Source organism: Rhodococcus sp. 06-1474-1B (genome assembly GCF_002258885.1).
Lineage (GTDB): Bacteria > Actinomycetota > Actinomycetes > Mycobacteriales > Mycobacteriaceae > Rhodococcoides > Rhodococcoides fascians.
The window spans coordinates 22,083-42,105 of the sequence record NZ_NOYR01000013.1; the positions used below are offsets into that span (position 1 = coordinate 22,083).

Annotated in this window: 19 protein-coding genes; 9 read left to right on the plus strand and 10 right to left on the minus strand. The window is 65.5% G+C overall.

What is annotated here, in order from left to right:
• Positions 1 to 114: 114 nt before the first annotated feature.
• Entirely contained in the window at positions 115 to 1,074 is a 960-nt protein-coding gene (gene speB / locus CH266_RS03330; RefSeq protein ID WP_027496227.1) for an agmatinase, read from the plus strand.
• 7 nt (positions 1,075 to 1,081) lie between these two features.
• Here the strand turns inward: speB and CH266_RS03335 are convergent, their stop codons facing one another.
• On the minus strand, positions 1,082 to 1,981 hold the full coding sequence (locus CH266_RS03335) for a universal stress protein (protein WP_027496226.1): 900 nt from the start codon (positions 1,979 to 1,981) through the stop codon (positions 1,082 to 1,084).
• On the minus strand, positions 1,978 to 3,417 hold the full coding sequence (locus tag CH266_RS03340; protein ID WP_094714725.1) for an amino acid permease: 1,440 nt from the start codon (positions 3,415 to 3,417) through the stop codon (positions 1,978 to 1,980). Before CH266_RS03340 ends, CH266_RS03335 begins: the two co-directional genes overlap by 4 nt.
• A gap of 215 nt (positions 3,418 to 3,632) precedes the next feature.
• Between CH266_RS03340 and CH266_RS03345 the strand changes: the two genes are divergently transcribed.
• From CH266_RS03345 to CH266_RS03355, 4 genes are all read left to right on the plus strand, one after another.
• The gene (locus tag CH266_RS03345; RefSeq protein WP_032366258.1) at positions 3,633 to 4,847 is read left to right on the plus strand and encodes a PucR family transcriptional regulator; all 1,215 of its coding nucleotides are present in this window, start codon (positions 3,633 to 3,635) and stop codon (positions 4,845 to 4,847) included.
• Positions 4,848 to 5,007: 160 nt separating this feature from the next.
• The gene (locus CH266_RS25290) at positions 5,008 to 5,163 is read left to right on the plus strand and encodes a hypothetical protein (RefSeq protein WP_167326732.1); all 156 of its coding nucleotides are present in this window, start codon (positions 5,008 to 5,010) and stop codon (positions 5,161 to 5,163) included.
• Positions 5,160 to 6,224: a TerC family protein gene (locus tag CH266_RS03350; protein WP_032371100.1), complete on the plus strand. Its 1,065-nt coding sequence runs from the start codon at positions 5,160 to 5,162 to the stop codon at positions 6,222 to 6,224. The genes CH266_RS25290 and CH266_RS03350 overlap by 4 nt, the downstream gene beginning before the upstream one ends.
• A 79-nt stretch (positions 6,225 to 6,303) precedes the next feature.
• Positions 6,304 to 6,852: a Dps family protein gene (locus tag CH266_RS03355; protein ID WP_027496222.1), complete on the plus strand. Its 549-nt coding sequence runs from the start codon at positions 6,304 to 6,306 to the stop codon at positions 6,850 to 6,852.
• Between the two features lie 74 nt (positions 6,853 to 6,926).
• On the opposite strand, the gene CH266_RS03360 is transcribed toward CH266_RS03355, so the two are convergent.
• Positions 6,927 to 7,388 (minus strand): hypothetical protein, encoded by a 462-nt coding sequence (locus CH266_RS03360; RefSeq protein ID WP_094714726.1) that lies wholly within the window; start codon positions 7,386 to 7,388, stop codon positions 6,927 to 6,929.
• 118 nt (positions 7,389 to 7,506) lie between these two features.
• Here CH266_RS03360 and CH266_RS03365 point away from each other — a divergent pair, with 118 nt between their 5' ends.
• The gene (locus CH266_RS03365; protein ID WP_027496220.1) at positions 7,507 to 7,704 is read left to right on the plus strand and encodes a CsbD family protein; all 198 of its coding nucleotides are present in this window, start codon (positions 7,507 to 7,509) and stop codon (positions 7,702 to 7,704) included.
• A gap of 62 nt (positions 7,705 to 7,766) precedes the next feature.
• On the opposite strand, the gene CH266_RS03370 is transcribed toward CH266_RS03365, so the two are convergent.
• Entirely contained in the window at positions 7,767 to 8,501 is a 735-nt protein-coding gene (locus CH266_RS03370; RefSeq protein ID WP_255175825.1) for an EAL domain-containing protein, read from the minus strand.
• Positions 8,498 to 9,754 (minus strand): PucR family transcriptional regulator, encoded by a 1,257-nt coding sequence (locus tag CH266_RS03375; protein WP_141214477.1) that lies wholly within the window; start codon positions 9,752 to 9,754, stop codon positions 8,498 to 8,500. The genes CH266_RS03370 and CH266_RS03375 overlap by 4 nt, the downstream gene beginning before the upstream one ends.
• 353 nt (positions 9,755 to 10,107) lie before the next feature.
• On the opposite strand from CH266_RS03375, the gene CH266_RS03380 reads away from it, so the two are divergent.
• Positions 10,108 to 11,301 (plus strand): esterase/lipase family protein, encoded by a 1,194-nt coding sequence (locus CH266_RS03380; protein ID WP_094714712.1) that lies wholly within the window; start codon positions 10,108 to 10,110, stop codon positions 11,299 to 11,301.
• A gap of 69 nt (positions 11,302 to 11,370) precedes the next feature.
• Here CH266_RS03380 and CH266_RS03385 read toward each other — a convergent pair whose 3' ends face one another.
• The 5 genes from CH266_RS03385 to CH266_RS03405 are packed head-to-tail and all read right to left on the minus strand — an operon-like array spanning position 11,371 to position 16,434.
• Entirely contained in the window at positions 11,371 to 12,393 is a 1,023-nt protein-coding gene (locus CH266_RS03385; protein ID WP_094714713.1) for an LLM class flavin-dependent oxidoreductase, read from the minus strand.
• Between the two features lie 33 nt (positions 12,394 to 12,426).
• Entirely contained in the window at positions 12,427 to 13,278 is an 852-nt protein-coding gene (locus tag CH266_RS03390; protein WP_141214478.1) for a glycosyltransferase family 2 protein, read from the minus strand.
• Entirely contained in the window at positions 13,275 to 14,294 is a 1,020-nt protein-coding gene (locus CH266_RS03395; protein ID WP_094714714.1) for a glycosyltransferase, read from the minus strand. The genes CH266_RS03390 and CH266_RS03395 overlap by 4 nt, the downstream gene beginning before the upstream one ends.
• On the minus strand, positions 14,291 to 15,403 hold the full coding sequence (locus CH266_RS03400; protein ID WP_032366263.1) for a glycosyltransferase: 1,113 nt from the start codon (positions 15,401 to 15,403) through the stop codon (positions 14,291 to 14,293). Before CH266_RS03400 ends, CH266_RS03395 begins: the two co-directional genes overlap by 4 nt.
• A complete protein-coding gene (locus tag CH266_RS03405) occupies positions 15,400 to 16,434 on the minus strand; it encodes a glycosyltransferase family 1 protein (protein WP_255175826.1) in 1,035 nt (344 codons plus the stop codon). The genes CH266_RS03400 and CH266_RS03405 overlap by 4 nt, the downstream gene beginning before the upstream one ends.
• Positions 16,435 to 16,636: 202 nt before the next feature.
• On the opposite strand from CH266_RS03405, the gene CH266_RS03410 reads away from it, so the two are divergent.
• Positions 16,637 to 17,581, plus strand: a complete 945-nt coding sequence (locus CH266_RS03410) for a WcbI family polysaccharide biosynthesis putative acetyltransferase (RefSeq protein ID WP_255175827.1) — start codon at positions 16,637 to 16,639, stop codon at positions 17,579 to 17,581.
• On the plus strand, positions 17,578 to 19,896 hold the full coding sequence (locus CH266_RS25745; protein ID WP_255175828.1) for a glycosyltransferase: 2,319 nt from the start codon (positions 17,578 to 17,580) through the stop codon (positions 19,894 to 19,896). The genes CH266_RS03410 and CH266_RS25745 overlap by 4 nt, the downstream gene beginning before the upstream one ends.
• Positions 19,897 to 20,023: the final 127 nt, after the last annotated feature.

Genomic DNA, 20,023 nt, shown 5'->3' on the forward strand with positions numbered 1-20,023 from the left:
CTTTTCGCCTTTCAGGAAACTTGTGTTGACAAGACCGAGCATCAGAGTAACGCTTGCCGAGCGACATGGTCGACCTTTCGACGGCCGGGCGCTCGACTGCGGAGGGACATCTCGATGAATGCGAACAACCCGGAACACACCCCGGTCGGCCCGCTCGACGCCACCAAGGTCCCCCGTTACGCCGAACCGACGACATTCGCGCGACTCCCCCGGCTCGACGAGGTGTCGCGGGCAGACGTGACGATTCTCGGCGTGCCGTTCGATTCGGGGGTGAGCTACCGGCCGGGTGCGCGCTTCGGACCCGGCCACATTCGTGCGGCGTCGAAACTGTTGCGGCCGTACAACCCCGCCCTGCAGGTCTCGCCGTTCGCACGCCAACAGGTAGCCGACTTCGGCGACATCGGGGTCAATCCGTTCGACATCACCGAAGCGCTGCAGACCGTGCACGATGCCGTGACGGACCTGCGTGCCGACGGCTCTTCGGTGCTGACTCTCGGCGGCGACCACACCATCGCGCTCCCGATCCTGCGTTCGCTCGCGCGTGATCACGGGCCGATTGCGGTGTTGCACTTCGACGCCCACCTCGATACCTGGGATACGTATTTCGGTGCGCCGTACACACACGGGACGCCGTTCCGACGAGCCAGCGAGGAAGGGCTCATCGACCTCGAACGCTCCCAGCACATCGGTATCCGCGGCCCTCTCTACAGTGAGCAGGACCTCGAGGACGACCGGGTTCTCGGCTTCCAGGTGATTCGCTCCGACGACTACGAGGTCGACGGCGTGGCCAGCATCGTCGAGCGGATGCGTCGTCGCCTCGACGGTGGCCCGGTCTACGTCTCGGTCGACATCGACGTTCTCGATCCCGCGCATGCTCCGGGCACCGGCACACCCGAGGCCGGCGGGATGACCTCGCGCGAGTTGCTCAACACGCTGCGCGGTCTCGTGGGGCTCAACGTGGTCGGTGCCGACATCGTGGAAGTCGCACCCGCATACGACCACGCCGAGATCACCGGCATCGCGGCGGCCCATGTCGCGTACGAGTTGCTGTCGGTGCTGGCGCTGAACCGGTAGCGGGCACTCACCGGCGCGGCAACACCAGAATCGGTACGGGCGAGTGGCGGATGATCTTCGTTGCCCGTGAACCGAGGAACACCCGAGCAATCGGACCCAACGGCCCGGACGATCCGATGGTCAGCACTTCGCCGTCCTGCCAGTGCAGTTCGTCGAGTGCTTCTCGCCAACTGCCCGCGGTGGCCAACTCGGTGTCGACGCGGTCGGCCGGTAACCCCACCGCGACAGCGTCGTCCACCGCAGCGGTCAGCGCCTCGCTCAGTCCACGGGCGAGCTCGGCCGCTACGTCGTCCTCGGCTCGCAACCCGATCTCGGGCGGATACATCGTTGCCCCGCGAACGACGAACGAGGCCAAGCGAAGTGGCACACCGGTGTCGCGGGCCAACTCCGCTGTGGGCCCGACGACGCGGGTGGCCTCGCTGTCGCCCGAGAACGCGCACGTGATCCGCGTCAGGACGGCCCGATCTCGAATGCGGTAGCCGCGCGGGGCCAACGCGACGGTGACCGGCGAGGAATGGAGCAACTTGTCCGCGGTGGAACCGACGACGACTTGCCCGAGAGCACCGTCGCCCGAGGAACCCAGAACCAGGATCGACGCCCCGGTGGTCTCCGCGGCCTCGGTCAATGCGGTGGATACCGAGCGGTGCGACATCCGATGGAACGACGCCGCGACATCGGGTGCGCGTTCCTCCAAGTAGTGGCGGGCCTTCGCCTCCGACTCGGTGGCCGTCGACGCTGCCCAGTCCGCGAACTCGGCGTCGACCCGGGCCATCGACGGCGTCGACCACGGCTTGGGAACCACGGTTGCCACGTCGATGTTCGTGGTCAGGGATCGGGCCAGTTGCGCACCGAGATCGAGGGCACCGACACTCCCCTTGCCGGGCGCGAAGGCGATCAGCACGCTCATTCCGCGACCTTTCCGACCGATCGAAGCGCCGAATGATGCCGACCCCACAGGAAGTAGAACGCGAGAACCACGGCGAGCCAGAGCCCGAACCAGAACCACGTGGTCCACCGCAAGCCGGACAGGATGTAGATGCACGCGGCGATGGACAGGATCGGTGTCACCGGGTAGCCCGGCACCTTGAACGGACGCTCGAGGTCGGGCATCGTCCGGCGCAGGACGATCACGCCGATCGCCACGACGATGAACGCGACGAGCGTTCCGATCGACACCAGATCGGCCAACTTGTCCAGCGGAACGAACGCGGCGAGGATCGAGATGATCACCGCGACGACGATCGTGTTGTTGACGGGGGTGTGAGTCCGGGGACTGACCTTCGCGAACGCCTTGGGCAGCATCCCGTCTCGGCCCATGGCGAACAGAATGCGCGTCTGCCCGTACATCGTCACCAGAGTCACCGAGAAGATCGAGATCACCGCGCCCGCCGCCAGAATCGTGGCCGGCCATGCCCGTCCGGTCACATTTCGGAGAATCTCGGCCAACCCGGCTTCTTCCTGCCCGGCGAATGCTGTCCACGGCTGTGTGCCCAACGCCGCGACCGCAACGACGAGGTAGAAGACGATCACCACGACGAGTGCGGCAATGATGGCTCGCGGCATGGTTTTCTGTGGATTCTTCACCTCGTCCCCGGCTGTCGAGACGGCGTCGAGACCGATGAACGAGAAGAAGATGGTGCCGGCCGCCGCGGTGACACCTGCCGCTCCGAGCGGCATGAAGTCCGAGAAGTTGCCGGAATCGAAGGCGGTGAATCCGACGACGGCGAACAGCGCGAGCACGCCCAGCTTGATGACGACCATGACTGCGTTCACCGCTGCGGACTCGCTCGCACCGCGAATGAGCAACACGGCGCACAGAACGATCAGCACGACGGCGGGCAAGTTCAGGATTCCCGGATCGGCGTCACCCGGTGCCGCGGACAACGCGTGCGGGATGGTGAAGCCGAAGAGGTTACCGAGAAGTTCGTTGAGGTATCCGCTCCAGCCGACCGCGACCGCGGCACTCGACACCCCGTACTCCAGCAGCAGGCAGGCCGCAACACGCATCGCGACCACCTCCCCCATCGTCACGTATGCGTAGGAGTACGTCGATCCCGAGACCGGCACCGCCGAGGCCATTTCGGCGTAACAGATAGCGGCGAGCCCGGCGGCAATTCCGGCGGCCAGGAACGACAGGACCACGGCTGGACCGGCTTCGGGAACGGCGAGCGAGAGCACGAAGAAGATGCCGGTGCCGATGGTCGCTCCCACTCCGAACATCGTCAGTTGGAACGTCCCGATGGTGCGTTCCAGACCACCGGGCTGCTGGTCCGGCTCTGCGATCGGTTTCTTGCGGAACAACTGCGAGCGCAGACCCGATGCGGGTCCGTTCGACGATGTCATGGTCGAGACTCCCAACGTGAAGACGAACGGTGCGGACCGAACCGTGCCGCGGGCGGTACAGCAGCCGACGCGAGGCGATTTCGGTGATTCTGCTCCCCGAGCCACCCGGTCGCACACCGAACACGCCGCGCGGTCCACGAGCTCGTTGTCGAGCCGGTGTCGGTGTGAGCGCCGCCTACCATTGACCTCGACTCGGATGGGAGACCCTCGAACACATGGCCACACAGCCGGACGCGACACCGCTCGACGCGGTGGCCGCGCAAGCGGCCTCGGACGCAGGCGGCCTGGACGTCGCGTTCCTGGGGAACTTTCTCGACGTCGTGACCGATGCGGTGGACGCAGGTGTTCCGCTCACCCGCAAGCAACTTCGGGAGTGCCGCGTACACGGCGACGAAGCAGCCCGAGCGGGTGTGGCTCTGCGCGCGTTGCTCGACCTCTACCTGTCGGCGGCGTGGCGATTGTGGCGCGAGTTGCCCGCCGTGCAGGCCGCCGCAGCAGACCCGGCTGGGGTCGTCACCGCGGGCGAGGTCATGCTTCGAGCCGTCGACGACGCCGCGGCCGAACTCGCCGAAGGCTTTCAGCTCGCCCGGCGGACCCTGGTTCGCGTGGAGGTATTGGCACGCCGCGAGTTCGTGGACGATCTGCTCTCCGGAACGGCCGATGTCGCCGGTGTCCTGGGACGTGCGCAGACGTTCGGGCTGGATCTGTCGAGTCCGCACGCAGTCGCCGTGGTCACGTCCACAACTCCGTTCACCGACGCGACGTCGGCCATCGGGCTGGTCGAACGCAGCGTGCAGGGCAGCAAAGGGGACGCCGATCTCCTCGTCGCCACCAAGCAGGGTCGGCTGATCGTGGTGTTTCCGGCACCCGATCGCGAGGCCGTCGACCACGTGCTCACCCGTGTGGGACGAGTCCTCGGTGCGTCTGCAGCCGGCCCGAGCGATACGGTCGACCTGCGCCGTCGCGGCGAATACGGACGGATACAGCTCGGAGTCGGTCGCCCACGCAGCGGCGCAGTCGGCGTGGCGGCGTCGTACCGAGACGCTCTGGACGCGCTCGACCTCGCGTCGTCGCTGGGGCTCGACACACCCGTCGTCGACGCCCGTGATCTGCTCGTCTATCGCGTTCTGATCAGTGATCGCGCCGCGATCGCCGATCTGGTCGAGACGTTGCTGACCCCGTTGACGAGCGCTCGGGGCGGAGCAGGCCCACTGCTGGAAACATTGCAGGTGTACTTCGAGACCGGCGCGAACTCGGCGTCCACCGCACGCCGGATGCATCTGTCAGTGCGCGCGGTCACGTACAGATTGTCGCGAATAAGAGATTTGACCGGGCAAGATGTGGGCAATCCCGTCGAGGCATTTGCGCTGCACACGGCAGTACTCGGCGCGATGTTGCTCGACTGGCCGCGATCCGGCCTGCACTCCTGAATCGCACCTGAGGCCGAGATTGCCGGAAGTCGGCAAGAAAGTCTGCTGAAACATGTCCGCAAAACAACCCTGCCTGCAGTAAAGCAAACAGTCAGACTGGAGTAGTTGCGGTCGAACCGCCCCACATACCGATCGAACGAGAACGTAAGGAGCAGGACAGATGTCGTCGTTGACACAGAAGTTGACCGCGTTCGCTCGCAGCCCTCAGGGCAAACAGATGATCGACCGAGCGCGCCGATATGCAACCAAGCCCGAGAATCAGGCGAAGTTGAAGCAATTGGGCACGAAGTTCACCGGTAAGGGTGGACGTTCATGAACGTCGTCCCATGGTGGGCGTGGGCCGCATTCGGTGCCGTCGTCCTGATCCTGCTGGCCATCGACCTGCTGGCGCACCGCGGCGCGCACATCATCGGCTTCAAGGAGGCCGCGTGGTGGAGCGCGCTGTGGGTAGGCGTCGCCATCATCTTCGGCATCGTGGTGTTCTTCACGCTGGGAACAACGGCCGGAGTCGAGTACACGACGGCATGGTTGCTGGAGAAGAGTCTGTCGGTCGACAACCTCTTCGTCTTCGCGCTGATCTTCGGCTACTTCAAGGTCCCCCGTGAGTACCAGCACCGCGTGTTGTTCTTCGGTGTCATCGGCGCCCTGGTCTTCCGTGCCATCTTCCTGGCCGCCGGTGTGGCCATCGTCAGCAAGTTCGCCGCGGTTCTGTTCGTCTTCGCCGCCATCCTGCTCTACAGCGCGTACAAGCTGATGAAGGACGAGGACGACTCGTACGACCCCGGCACCTCCATTGCAGTGCGCTTGCTCAAGAAGATCGTCCCCGTTCAGGACGAGTACTCCGGTACCAAGTTCTTCGTCAAGGAAGCAGGCAAGCGGGTGGCCACGCCACTGCTCGCCGTCGTGGTGGCGATCGAGGCCGCCGACCTGGTCTTCGCGGTCGACAGTGTTCCTGCCGTTCTGGCAGTGACCGACGACCCGTTCATCGTGTATTCCTCGAACGCGTTCGCGATCCTCGGCCTGCGTGCCCTGTACTTCCTGCTCGCAGGGTTGCTCGAGAAGTTCCACTACCTGTCCAAGGGACTGGCGATCATCCTCGCCTTCATCGGCGTCAAGCTGATCCTGCAGGCCGGGCACAAGGTGATCAGCACGTCGATCCCCGAGATCCCGTCCTTCGTCAGCCTGGTGGTCATCGTCGTGGTCCTGGCAGGCTCGATCATCCTGAGCCTGAAGAATCCCCCGGAGGAAGACAGCGCCGACGCGGTCGACAGGGCCGCAGCCGACAGTCCGATCGTCGATCCGACGGACGGAACCTCCACCGCCGGCACCTCGTCGACGGGTACGTCGGGTACCGATTCGCCTCGACTCGACAAGTAGTTCCGCACGACACATGCCCCGCCGGAATCGATCCGGCGGGGCATGTTTGTACTTCGCCGTGATGGGGCAAACCGTCGTCATGGCTGACAAGAACTCGTACACCGTTCCCGGACTCTCGTCGGACGTGGGCGCGCGCGTCGCAGCGATCCTGCAGGATCGCCTGAACGCCTACAACGACCTCCATCTCACGCTCAAGCACATTCACTGGAATGTGGTCGGACCGAACTTCATCTCTGTCCACGAAATGCTCGATCCTCAGGTCGAGGCCGTGCGCGGCTTCGCCGACGAGGTCGCCGAGCGCATCGCGACCCTCGGCTCCTCTGCGAAGGGAACGCCGGGCACCATCGTCAAGGAACGTTCCTGGGACGATTACTCGATCGGCCGGGCGACGGCGATCGAGCACCTCGGCGCTCTCGATCTGGTGTACACCGGGGTCATCGAGACCACCCGTAAGAACATCGAAGAGGTCGGCGAGATCGATCCGATCACCGAGGACATGCTCATCGGCCAGAGCGCCCAGCTCGAACTGTTCCACTGGTTCGTCCGCGCGCACCTGGAGAACTCCGGTGGTCAGCTCTCCACCGCAAGCGCGACCAGCGAAGTCGACGCTGCGAAGCAAGCCGGCTGACAAACATTTCTACCCGAAGCACCGGTCTCGCCGATCACGGCGAGACCGGTGCTTTTCGTTGTGACAGAGCCAGATCACTCCGTCGGACGCGCCTCGTGGCCGCTGCGACCGTGCGTTCGTCGCTGTTCTTTCATCTCGGCCTCGAAGACGTGCCGACGTCCGTCGAGCAGCTCGTTCCGGACCGCCCGCTCGTGATCACGAAGTACCGTCCAATACCCGTCGTCGAACTCCTCGACGAGCTGGAACGTCCACCGCCCCTGAGCGATGTTGCGGCCGATCATGTCGGTCTCGAGTCGCTGTGCCAACGCGTCGTGCCCGGCGTCCGACAACGCGTCGGAGGCCTCCCCGAGCAGCAGATCCGCGTGTCCCATCAGCTGATGGAACGAGTACAGGTGGCCGCGAGCGCGCTCGACGTATTCGAGTGCCTCGGACAGTTTGCCCGTGGCTGCCACGGTATCGTCGTCCACTCCGTCGGGGCGGCGGCGCTCCGGTGCCGGCGTCTCATGCGAATGTGGGTCGTTCGTCTGTGCAGTCATGAACGGCACGTACCCGCATCCCGTGCCGGCAACACGGCCGGCAGTCCGATGATTACCGACCGCGATCTCGGGTATAGCTCCCATGCACGAGCAGCACAATCGATCTCGAGGAGTTCACATGGCTGATTTCATCGACAAGGCAAAGCACAAGGCAGAAGAGCTCGTGGGCGAAGCCAAGGAAAAGATCGGCCACAAGACCGACAACGACGACCTTGCTGCCGAAGGCGCAAAGGACCAGGCGTCGGGCAAGACCAAGCAGGTCGGCGACGACGTCTCGGACGCAGCCGGCAACATCAAGGACAAGTTCACGAACTGATCCATCGATGCAGCAGAACCCCGCACCCAGCCTTCACGACTCGGGTGCGGGGTTCTTCTCTGTCACAGGCCTCCTGTCGGATTCGGCAGCGGCAACGGCCGCCCGAACATCCATCCCTGCCCCAAGCTGGCACCGAGCGCTTTCGCACGTCGCAGATGCCGACGCGTCTCGATGCCTTCCGCCAGCACGATCGCGTTGCTCGAACGAACGTAGGCGCGAATCTGTCGCATCGCCGGTCGGGATCGCAGCGGAGCTCGCACGATCGACGCGTCGAGCTTGACGATGTCCGGTGCCACCAGCGCCAGTAGATCCAGAGTTGCCGGTGTCGCTCCGACGTCGTCCATGGCCACCCCCATCCCGCGTGCGCGCGCGCCGCGGACGAGGGCCATCAGCAACGGAACGTTCCGATCCAGATCACGCTCGGTGATCTCGAGGACCACGTCGAGATCGTCGCCGATGGCGTCGAGGTGCATGTCGACGTCCTGCTCGTCATGGAAGCAACCCGGTTCGATGTTGAGGAAGAACCGCACCCTGCGGGAGTAGGCACGTTCCCTCGCCGCGCGCAGGGCTGCCGCGCGGCAGGCCACATCCACTCGGCCGACGAGTCCCCGTTCACGGGCCAGAGCAAAGACGTCCTCGGGAAGTGCGCTGCTCGGCGACGGCCACCGAGCGAGAGCCTCGTAGCCGACGACATGTCCGGTCGACAGTTCGACGACCGGCTGAAACAGCGCCGCCACCGAATCCACCGACTCGAGCGCCGCGGACGCTGCCAGCACCGCGCCGTCCGAGACGGTCACAGTGATCGCTCGTCCACCGGGGTTCGGCGTGCCTCGAGGCGATCGGCGATCAGTGCTGCGTGCAGTCGCCGCAACCCCGACGGTTTCATCGGATCGAGACCGGTGAGTTGATCCACCCGCTTGAGGCGGTAGTCGACGGTGTTGGGATGCACCGTCAGCCACGTGGCTGTCTTCTTCCTGTTGGAATCAGAGTCCACGAAGGCTTGCAGCGTCGGAAGAAGGTCGACCGAGTCACGGAGCGGATCGATCAAGGTCACGAGGTGCTTTCGGCCGAGTCCGGGCCTGCTCACCTGGTACTCGAACACCAGATCCGAGATGCGGTACGTGCCCGGCGTGTAGTGCAGCCTGCGGACCAGACTCAGGAGCTCGTACAGGTGCGGCGCCGTCACCGAGATGTCGTCGATCGCTGCCGACCCGGTCGTCGCCGTCACTGCGATCTGGCCGGCGTCGGCAAGCCGCTCGACCAGTTCGTCGACGTCGGCACCCGGAACGTCGGGCAGCAGTACCGTTCCACCCGTCGCACTGATGGATGCAATGGGGGCGATGTCTCCGTTGTGCGCTGCCAGGGCCGCGTGAATTCTCCGCAGCTTCCGTGCGGCCATCATCGCCGCATCGCCGCGCCTACCCCCTTCGTCGGCATGCGCCGGAAAGTGCAGGGCCACGACGTGATACTCCTCGGCGAGCAGCGCACCCATCCGATCGGCGATTCTGCGGGCAGTGCCGTCGCCGGTCAGCAGAGCGTCGAGCAGTTCGACGTCGTGCCGTGGACCGTTCTGCGCCAACGTGCGGAACTCGGTGAGATAAGCGTCGGACACCGCCTCGGTGACCACGTCCAGAAGCTCCATGATCAGGATCGTCCGGTCATCACCCGCCGCGCCTGCCTCCCGGTTCACCGCTGACTCGACAGCCCGTAGACCCAGCGCGCAGCCCTCGTTGATCGCGTGTTGAATTCGGCCGAGTGGCACTCCGTCGCGGGCCCACCGCGTTGCGGCGTCCCGGAAGGTGTCCATTGCCCCCGCGACCGGTAGTCGACCGGAATCGAGGACCCCTGCAGCCAGTTCGCTGCAGGTGGTCGCCATGTCGTCGAGCTCGCCCCGTGCACAGTCGCGCGGCGGCGGTACGTCCTCCGGATCGACGAAATACCGGTTCAGCATTCGCGCGGCAGTCTCTCGGGGCGTCCGCAAGCGGTCCGATGCACGTCGACCACCTGCGTACTCCTCCTGCGCCGTGTCCACACTGTCTGTTGCAGTCACCGAATCCCACCCCTCGTACTCGAAACCCGCGTCAGGTCATGTCCTTCAGGCGGCCGATGTCTGCCCACAACGCCCCTGCCTCGGTATCGAACCGTCCTTCCCCGGCCGAACCGTCGGCCGGGGTGAAGACACTCGAACCATAGTGCACAAATAAAACCTGGGGATTGTTTTGGACCGTGAACCCGGCAACAAATCCGCATTAGCGTCCGGTTCGTCGTCATTTGTGACGCCCCATCACGAATGAACGGTCACATGCGGGCGGTTTCCAAACGTGATGCGGCGCACGTTCCGGGCAGAAATCCGGGCCTACAGTTCCGACTTGTCCACTTGACCCTCGTCGAAAGTCAGGCTCCATGACCACTTCTCGGTCCACCTTCCGTGCAACGAGGAAGGCCACCACAGTCCGCGCTGCGATGATTGCTGCAATGGCATGCTCCGTTGCCCTCGGTTCCGGTTTCGCAGCACAGGCTCAGCCGGCACCCGTCCCGGTACCGGCACCGCCCGCAACCGTGCAGGGCAACACCGTTGTTCCGCCGGGGCCGACCGGCGCATACCCGAAGGCCTCGGATCAGGGCATCACGGCACCGAGCATCGATTCGGCTGCCCCCGCCACCGCGACGTACGACCCACGGACCGAGACCACCGGATACGGGCCCGATCAGAAGAACTTCCTGGCCGGATTCCTCTACAGCATCGTCAACCCCAACGGCGCACCCCAAGGTGCCAACGATTGGAACTGCAAGCCCACCGCCGCGCACCCCCGCCCGGTCGTCCTCCTGCACGGCACCTGGGAGAACGCGTACAACAACTTCGCGCGCATGTCGCCTGCCCTGAAGAAGGAGGGCTACTGCATCTTCGCGCTCAACTACGGAGACGGGGACACCAGCGTCGTCGGCAATCTCCCGTCGCTTCGCGGTACCGCATCGGTCGCGTCCAACGCGAAGGAGATCGCCACCTACGTCGACGCTGTGCGGACGGCCACGGGCTCTGCGCAGGTCGACATCGTCGGCCACTCCCAGGGTGGGCTCGTCACCCGTCAGTACCTCCGTTTCGAGGGCGGTGCCAATCCGACCGACCCGACCAAGAACAAAGTGAACACGGTCGTCAGCGTCGCCGGATCGAATCACGGCACCACCCTCGTCGGCATCGGAACTCTGGGGCGCACCATCAACAACCTGGGACTCAACGTCCTGGGAGTCGTCGGTGCCATCGCCGGGCCGGCAGCCTCGGACCAGGTGATCGACTCGCCACTCGTCAAGGGACTGGCCGTCGGCGGTGACACCGACCCCGGCATCAAGTACACCGTGATCGGCACCAAGTACGACGAGGTCGTCACCCCGTACAAGACGACGTTCCTCACCGCAGGCCCCGGTGCCACCGTCAACAACGTCACCCTGCAGGATGGCTGCGGCATCGATCTGTCGGACCACCTGTCGATCTCCGTCTCACCGCGCGCGATCGGCATCGTCAAGAACGCACTGGATCCGAAGGGCTTCCCCGCGAAGTCGATCCCGTGTGCCTACAACTCGCCCATCACGGGCCAGTAGTACACCGGTACCTCTGTTCCACCGGGGCGATCGGCCGATCGGGCCGATCGCCCTCGGCGGAAGTCCGGGTCAGTTCTGTGCTGGAGTCCACCCCAGTGCCGGACCGAGCTTCTGCGCCGTGTCGGTCAGGATCTGCAGGTAGTCCTCGTGGTCGAAGCTGAACGGCAGCGCGAACGCCACCTCGTCGACCTCGCGAAAAGATCGATTGGCGTACAACTGCTCCGCGATCTCGTCCGAGGTACCCACGAGGTCCGGTGCGAACATCATCCGAGCCGGCCCCTGCGGTGCTCCGGTCCGTGCAGTACGCGCGTGAACGTAGTCCTCGTACTTGCGCTTCTGCGCGGCGGAAGCACTGTCGGTGGGGATGACCACCAGCCCCTGGGAAACCCGCGCGTCGGCCCCGGCCGGGTGAGCCTCGCGGAACCGCGCGATGTGCGCGCGCTGGATCGCATCGAAATCCGTCGAGTCCTCGGCGCGCACCACACTGCTCACCAGAAGATTCATCGCGTTCTCCCCTGCCCACTGGGCAGAACGGAGACTGGCCCCGCCGTACCACATTCGGTCCCGTAGACCACGCGAATACGGTTGTACCCGTTCGGAATACGCTTCGATTCCCTCGGTCCCCGACCACGTGGACGCAGGTTCACCGGCTACGAACCGAAGCAGCCGCGAGACTCGGTCGTAGCCGAAGTCCTCGTCCTCGGCGGTGTCGGGATACAACGAGTGTGCGACGCGATCGAAGTGCATCGGTTGTCCCACACTGATTCCCGCGTTGACGCGCCCACCGGACAGCACATCCACCGTGGCCAGGTCCTCGGCGAGACGCAACGGGTTCTCCCAACCCAACGGCGTCACCGCAGTACCGAGCATGATGCGGTCGGTACGTTGCGACGCGGCGGCCATGACCGCGATGGGAGACGAGATACCGAACTGCAGGTGACGATGACGAAGCCACGCACTGTCGAATCCCAGCCGCTCCCCGAGTTCGATGATGCGCAGCGTCGATTCGTGGCCGACCTCGGGTGTGTTCTCGTCGAAGAGCCCGATGGTCAGAAATCCGAGCGAACGCAGGGGCCTGGATGGTTCGGGCACGTCTGGACCTCGTTTCGTGAAAGTCCGGCCAGCCTAATTCACACCGTCGTCGGTGTCGTGAACAGCGGCGGTGAGACGACGAATCTCGGTGCCGCCGCATTCGAGCAGGCCGCGGGACGCGAACGCTTCGAGCCATCCGACCATCGGCCACCGGCCCCACCGGCGGAAGAAAATCCGAGCGTTGACGACGATGTCGTCGAGATGTTCCACCGGAGGATCGGACACGGGGTGGAACTGGTGGTACGCGTGAGCGCCGCCCACCCACCGCAACCCGATGCCCGACGCGCGGGCCGTGGCCGCGAAATCCGTGTCCTCGCCCCCGTACCCGGTGTAGTCCTCGCAGAAGCCGCCGATCTCGCTCCACGTGTCGGCGTGCACGGCGAAGGACAACGACCAGAACAGATCGAAATCGTGTCCGGGTTCCACTGCGCCCGCGGGCGGATTCGGTCGAGCCGGATGCGGCGCGGTGAGCGGGATCAGAGCGTCACCTTCGAGCCCGACGCTGTCGGGTTTCAGGTAGGTCACCGGTCCGCACAACAGAGTTCGCCGACTGTCGGGGCGCAGCGCGGCGCGGCGATACCTGTCGAGCATCTCCGGGGCGGGTATGCAATCCACGTCGAGGAACACCACCAGCTCGGCACCCCGATCGAGGGCAGCGGCTGCCCCGAGGTTACGCGCTCGCGCCACCGGCAGCGGGGTCTGCGCATCCATGTCGAGAACCGTTGCCGCAGAGCCGGTTCGGGCGACCACTTCTGCAATGTCGTCATCGCCCATGGCGACCACGATGTGCTCGACGGGCCGGTCGGTGGACTCGGCCAACCCGCGAATCTGCGCGGCGAGATGATCGTGACGACCCGAGACCACGGTCACGACAACCACTTTCATCGTCGAGCCGTCCCGGACGCAGCCTGCTCGATCGCGCGAGCCGCCCGATCGGGTGCGCCGTCGGTACCGAGCAGCGACCATGTCCGTCCGCCGATGCCCAGGGCGCAGTCGGCAGCGCGTCGCCACCGATCGACCGAGGGCCACTCGTCGAGCACCGCGGCGATGGATCCGGCCGCCAGTGCGTGCGCGGTGGCAGCCTGCTCGTCGAACGGCCGGGCTTGCGGAACCACGATGGCCGGTGTGCCCGACGCGGCGACGTCGGCCACGGCGTTCTGCCCGGCGTTGGTCACCACGAGGGCCGCTGAGCACAGCACCGGCCACACGTCGTCCACCCAGTCGCCGCCCGCCACTCCGAGTGTGCGGAAGTCGAACCGGTCGTCCGCGGCGGACCACGAATCCACCAGTTCACGGGTCAACGAGGTGCCGCCCGCTGCACCCAGGACGACAACCGGGCCTTCGGTGGCCGCAGTGTTCGGTGCCTCCGTTCGTGCGCGTCCGGCGAACCGGCTGATCGAGCCCGAGTACGTCGTCTTGGCGGCGTACGGATGCAACCAGGCCGGGTCGTACACACTGCGTGACCACGGTGCGAGAATGTGCGTCGCCGCGCGGTAGGCCATCGCGTGGACGGGATCGGCCCGGTGTCCCGGAATCGCCATGACGATCACCCGGACACCCATCAGCCGCAGAAACATCGCCACTTCCACGGACACATCGACAACCACTGCCCGCGGTCGCTCACGCGCAACCCAGTCGGCGATGATCGCCATCCGTGCGGTCAGCCCGTCGACGTCGTGGGGTGCCCAGTGCACCACTCCCCCCGCCGAGATGTCGTCGGCGGCTGCCTCGCCCACGGTGTCGTTCACATCCAGCGGGAGTGCGATCCATTCCGCTGCAGCATGTTCCGGAGGCCGCGCCCGCGAGGACAGCACCGTGATCGGCTCACCCAGGCGGCGCGCAATCGCGTCGGACCGAGTGACGTGGCCTACCCCGTGGTGGTGTGCGTAGTAGCCGATCATGCAATCGCGAGACCGTGGGCGGACTCCGGTGCCGATGCGGACTCGAGGGTCGATCGGTACAGCTCCTCGTACTCGTCGACCATCCGGTCCACCGAACACACCTGCTCGGCGCGCGCCCGCGCGTCGTGCCTGTTCAACGCTGCCGCGGCGGGAATGGCGGCGGCGAGCCCGGCCACGTCGTCGGCGGGTACCAACACTCCGGACGAGGCGTCGATGATCTCGGGTATCCCTCCGCGGGCGAATGCTGCCACCGGGGTACCGCAGGCCAGGGCTTCGGCGACCACCAGACCGTACGGCTCGGACCACACCGGCGACACCAGCGCGACCTCGGCACCGGCCACCAGCGCGGCGAGGGCCGGCTGATCGAGGTGCCCGACGTATCGGACTCGATCGTCGAGCAGGGGTTCGACGACACCGTGGAAGTATTCGAGGTTGCTGATTGGTCCGGCGATGCGTAGCGACCGGCCGGCGAGCTTAGCGGCGGCGATGGCCAGGTGCAATCCCTTCTCGGGAACCAACCGTCCGGACCACACCACGTAGTCGCCGCCCGCACCGAACGGCCAGTCCTGCAGCGAGATCCCGTTCCGGATGACGATCGTCCCGGACGCGACGTCGGCCCATTGTTCGGCTGCGAACGCACTGACAGCAGCAAAAGTGTTGGCACCGAACGGAGCCAGGGCAACAGCCGACTCCAGCCACGCGAACGGCGGCGTGTGCAGAGTGGTCACCATCGGCACCGGCAGTGTGGCGGACATAGCCAACGGCAGGTAGTGCAGGCTGTGGTTGTGCACGATGTCGAACGAGTTCGACAGCGCACCGGCCAGTTCCATCATCACGGCGAGGTATGCGTGGTGCTCGCGAACCGCAGTGGGGGTGACCGCGAGATCGGCGAGGGCAATCGGTGTCAGATCCAGCGTTCGGACCGGCAACATCGTGGCATCCAGATCGACGCTCGATCCGTCTGCGGCGAACAGACTGACGTGGTGCCCACGGTCGGTCAGCGCCCGCACCAGATTGTAGACGTGTGCCTCCAGACCGCCCGCGAAAGGCTGTGCCACCGGAAAACTCGATGACGCCAGCACCGCGATGCGAAGTGGCTTCTCGTTCAACGCATCTCCTTTGTCACTGCTGCGTAGATCCCAGCGTGGGTCGCTGCGATTCGTTGTCTCTGCTCGGCCCGGGTTGCGGCGTCGAGCGCTGTGGTCCGATCGGCGTGGGCCGCCTGTACGGCTGCCACCAACGTGGCGGGATCGAACGAGTCGGTGTTCATGACGAAACTGTGAATCGGCGCTTGGTCGGCATAGAAGCCGCAATCGGACGCGACGACGGCCGTTCCCAGATCCCGACAGGCCTCGAGCCAACCCGAATGTGTTCCGAACCGATACGGCAGCACCGAGACGTCGATGGAGGACAGGTAGTCCCACAGTTGCTCGTCGTCGAATCGGGCGTGCACCCGCACATCGACGTCGGGGAAACTGTTGTAGTCCAGCAACTTCGCGCCGATGGTCGGGTCGTACCAGTGGCCGGCCGTGTCGAACACGTCCTCGTCGATGTCCAACCGCACCGTCGCAGCCGGTAGCGATCGAGCCGCCTCGACAACGGCGTCCATCACCGCAAGCGGGTCGATGTTCGCTCGCAGGTTCTTGGCGTGGACTCCGATGACGAACGAGTCCGACACCGGGCGTGGGACGTTCATTCTCTCGAGAGGCACCACGTGTGGGTGCTCGATCACCGTCGCATGCACGTTCCACCGATCGGCTATCCACGCAGCTGCTCCCTCGGTGAGGGTGATCACGGCATCGGCACCACGTATCAACACGTCCAGCTGCTCCAGATGACCGGTGTTGTCCGCGAAGTGGGGATTGTGCGCGTCGTGGACCGTGAGCACCAGGGGCTTGCGATGGGCCCTCAGGTACTCGACCGTGCGGGTCAAGTCTTCCGGTGAGAAGGACTCGAAGCCGAAGTGCACGTGCAGAACGTCGAAGCTCGAATCGGGTTGCTCGGCCAACCACCCGGCGTCGAGGAGACGAGGCGGCCACCACTGGCCCGGCACATCGACGCGAACCGGCGTCGGATCGGGCAACAGCACCACCGAGTTGCCGGAGCCGTCGGGCACCGGCTGCACGTGCTGTACGTACACGTGAGAGGAGGGTACGGACGCAATACGAATCATGAATTCCTTCGGGTACAGGTCAGACGAATCGTGCCTGTTCCCGACACGCGCATGGGGTCTGTACCCACTTCGTACCGAGTTCAATCGCGGTTGGCGTCGCAGGTTCGGCGGGGCTACGTTGACCAGAAGGATGGTCGAACACACGCACTCACACGACGTCGGGGCAGACATGGACGGGCGTACTCGCCACTACGGAGATTTCTACGGAATATCGGGGCTCGAGGCCGCGCCACGTACACCCGTCGACGATCGCCCCCTGTTGCTCGTCTGGGGTAACTGCCAGGCCGAGGCGATGCGCATTCTGCTGAGCTCGGATGCGGCGATGCCGTTTCGGACGGTACGAATCCCGCCGGTACACGAACTCGAATCCGCCGATCTGCCGCACGTCGATCGATTGGTCCGGCAGACCTCGGTACTGCTGACTCAACCTGTGCGGGAGGGCTATCGGGATTTGCCGCTCGGGGTCCCCAATCTGACACGAACACTCCCGCCGCACGCCGTGATACTTCGTTGGCCCGTGCTGAGATACGCTGCGCTGCATCCCTTTCAGGTCATCGTTCGGCATCCGAGCGATCCAGCGGCCGTTCCGGATCTCGTTCCGTACCACGATCTGCGGACGATTGTGGCCTTCGAGCGTGGCGTGCGGTCCGGCGAGAACTGGGACCTCCCGGTATCCGACGCCGGCTTTCGTGAGGCCGCGCAGGCGAGCCTGGACGAGCTACGACGACGCGAGAGCCGCGACACCGACATCGCTGCGTCCGACCTGTTCCAGAGTGCGGGAAGCCCCGCCACTCATACGATCAACCATCCGACCAACGTGGTGTTGACTGCACTCGCGCAGCGGATCCTGGACCACCTCGACACCGCCTGCACTGTGGGTGATCCAGGGAGAGAACTGCTCGGCGGTGTGCGAGCGCCCGTCGAACGCCGGGTACTGGACGCCCTCGGCTTCCCCGGTGATGCTCGCCCAGACTGGACGGTCGACGGTTCCGAGGTGTCCAGCGATGTCGTGCACCGCGCGCACCTCGATTGGTATGCGGCACATCCCCAGTTCGTCGACGCCGCACTCGCCCGCCACTCCGAGCTCCTGCGAATCCTGCAGACGACGCCGTGATCGCACCCGTGCATCATCTCGTGGTCGGCCCACCGGACCACGGAGTCGTCCGGTGCGCCCGCGACATGGCTGCCGCCACAGCGAGTCCCGTGGTGACCGCTCCCGACCGACTACCGCCCGACGCTCCCGTCCACATTCACTTCACCGACCGGCTGTTCGGACGTACCGCGCACGAGGCCGCCGATGCCATTGTCGCACTGGCACAGCAGCGTCGAGCCCGCATCACCGTTACGCTGCACGACGTACCCCAGATCTCGGACGGCTCCGCGTTCGCGGCACGCACCGACTGCTACCGCCGAGTGATCGACTGCGCTGCAACGGTCGTGGTGTCGAGTGTGCACGAGCGACTGCTTCTCGAGGACATACTCGACAGCCGACCCGACATCCGGGTCATTCCCCTACCGATAGACCGCCCGGCACTACGATCCGACGACGTCGTCCCCCGGCAAGTCGTCGGGATTCTCGGGTTCGTCTATCCGGGAAAGGGACACAGCGAGGTACTCGGTGCCATGTCTGCACTGGACACCGACGTCGGGTTCGAGATCGTCGGGGCCGCGTCGGCCGGACACGAGGACGTGCTCGACGAACTACGCGTGACTGCCCGGCATCTGGGCAGGCCGTTTTCGACGACCGGCTTCGTGCCCGATGCCGAACTGGGCGGCCGGTTGCGGTCCATTGCTGTCCCGGTTGCTTTCCACCGGCATGTATCGGCATCCGGTTCGATCAACACCTGGATCGCGGCGGGCCGTCGTCCTCTGGTCCCTCGTGGTCGATACGTCGACGAGATGGCCGTCAATTCGCCCGATGCGCTGTGGATTCACGAGGACACAGTGGAGGGCCTGGCCGAGGCCATGGCAGAAGCGTTACGCCGACCCGAGAAGACATGGCAGGCTCCCGACTCGGCACCGTATCCATCGCCGGCGCAGGCGGCCGACCTGTACAGCTCCCTGTTCCGAGAAGGCATGGCTCGACCGTCCATCGCGCTGCCCGATGGCCGCTCAGTGGTTCCGCACAATCGGTGGGATCTGGCACCGACCGCATCCGACACGCCCCGAGTGTCGGTCGTGATTCCCCACTTCCGGCAGCAGCATCAGCTCGACCTGGTACTGACAGCGTTGACCGCGCAGACCTGGCCCGCGTCCCGCATCCAGGTCATCGTCGCCGACGACGGATCTCCCGAGGAACCGAACGTGGAGGAATTCGGCTCGGCTCTCGACATCACCGTCGTGCGCCAACCGGATCTCGGATTCCGGGCCGCCGCCGCACGTAACCTCGGTGCGTCCGCAGCGCGCGGAGACATCCTCTGCTTCCTCGACGCCGACACCGTGCCCGAACCCGATTACATCGAGGAATCGGTACGCCTGATCGTGGCCCTTCCCGATGCGGTGACGGTGGGTAGGCGTCGACATGCCGATCTCGGCGGGTGGACGCCCGCGGACATCGGCACCTGGTTCGACGGCCGATCTGCGGGCCCCACGGAGTTCACCGAGCCCCCATGGCTTCGTGACGGCTACGCCGGCTCGCGAGATCTTCTGGACGCGGACCGTCGTTCGTACCGATACGTCATCAGTGCCGTGATGTCTTGCAGCCGAACGTTGTTCGAGGAACTCGGCGGGTTCGACCCGACGTTCGTCGGGTACGGCGGAGAAGACTGGGAATTCGCGCATCGGGCCTACGCCGCAGGTGCCGTCCTGGCCCATCGGCCGCGAGCAGTCGCCTGGCACGACGGGCCCGACTGGGCCGAACGCACGGGCGGAGACCGAGAGCGAAAGAATGCCGAAGCGTTGATGCTGGCCTCCCGCATCACCGACCCTGCGGCGCGTACCCAGGGTCTGATCTTCGCGCTGCCGGAGATTGTCGCGGTTGTCGATACCACCGGGCACAGCGCTGCGTCCCTCCTCGAGACCGTCGGCTCGGTCCTGAGGCATCCTGATTGTCGAGTGTGGATTCACGGACCCGGTGCCGAAGAATTACGGCGGCAGTGGGGCGACGCCGACTGCCGCATCCAGGTGGGTCTTCCGGGAGACACTGCACGTTCTCACGCGGTGCTCGAGGTGCGCGGCCTCGTCCTGTTCGGTGCCGGCGCACTTCGTCGTCTCGTGGAGACAGGAGCGGATCGGCTGACGGTCGACGTGAACAACTCGGGCACGGTCGAACTGCGCACGTCTCGGTCGAGCTGTCGCGCTCGACGGTGGTCGTCGACGATGGGAACGGCTTCCGAGGACCTCGCGGAGGCCCTGTTCGGGCACATGCATCGGACAGGCGCGGAGTTCGGGCTCTTCGCGGGCGAGGTTCAACCGAAACTCGCGTGGTGAATGTGGGGTGGTTCCGGTGTCGACTCGACCGAATCGGGTACGGCCAGTGGGAGAATGTAAATCGGCGGCAGACAAAGGCAACGGCGAGATCGGGCAAATGATGAACAGAACGCTGTATTCGATGATG

Coding starts and splice junctions, on each gene's coding strand:
- speB (WP_027496227.1), top strand. CDS start 115: ATGAATGCGAACAACCCGGAACACACCCCGGTCGGCCCGCTCGACGCC.
- CH266_RS03335 (WP_027496226.1), bottom strand. CDS start 1,981: ATGAGCGTGCTGATCGCCTTCGCGCCCGGCAAGGGGAGTGTCGGTGCC.
- CH266_RS03340 (WP_094714725.1), bottom strand. CDS start 3,417: ATGACATCGTCGAACGGACCCGCATCGGGTCTGCGCTCGCAGTTGTTC.
- CH266_RS03345 (WP_032366258.1), top strand. CDS start 3,633: ATGGCCACACAGCCGGACGCGACACCGCTCGACGCGGTGGCCGCGCAA.
- CH266_RS25290 (WP_167326732.1), top strand. CDS start 5,008: ATGTCGTCGTTGACACAGAAGTTGACCGCGTTCGCTCGCAGCCCTCAG.
- CH266_RS03350 (WP_032371100.1), top strand. CDS start 5,160: ATGAACGTCGTCCCATGGTGGGCGTGGGCCGCATTCGGTGCCGTCGTC.
- CH266_RS03355 (WP_027496222.1), top strand. CDS start 6,304: ATGGCTGACAAGAACTCGTACACCGTTCCCGGACTCTCGTCGGACGTG.
- CH266_RS03360 (WP_094714726.1), bottom strand. CDS start 7,388: ATGACTGCACAGACGAACGACCCACATTCGCATGAGACGCCGGCACCG.
- CH266_RS03365 (WP_027496220.1), top strand. CDS start 7,507: ATGGCTGATTTCATCGACAAGGCAAAGCACAAGGCAGAAGAGCTCGTG.
- CH266_RS03380 (WP_094714712.1), top strand. CDS start 10,108: ATGACCACTTCTCGGTCCACCTTCCGTGCAACGAGGAAGGCCACCACA.
- CH266_RS03390 (WP_141214478.1), bottom strand. CDS start 13,278: ATGAAAGTGGTTGTCGTGACCGTGGTCTCGGGTCGTCACGATCATCTC.
- CH266_RS03395 (WP_094714714.1), bottom strand. CDS start 14,294: ATGATCGGCTACTACGCACACCACCACGGGGTAGGCCACGTCACTCGG.
- CH266_RS03410 (WP_255175827.1), top strand. CDS start 16,637: ATGGACGGGCGTACTCGCCACTACGGAGATTTCTACGGAATATCGGGG.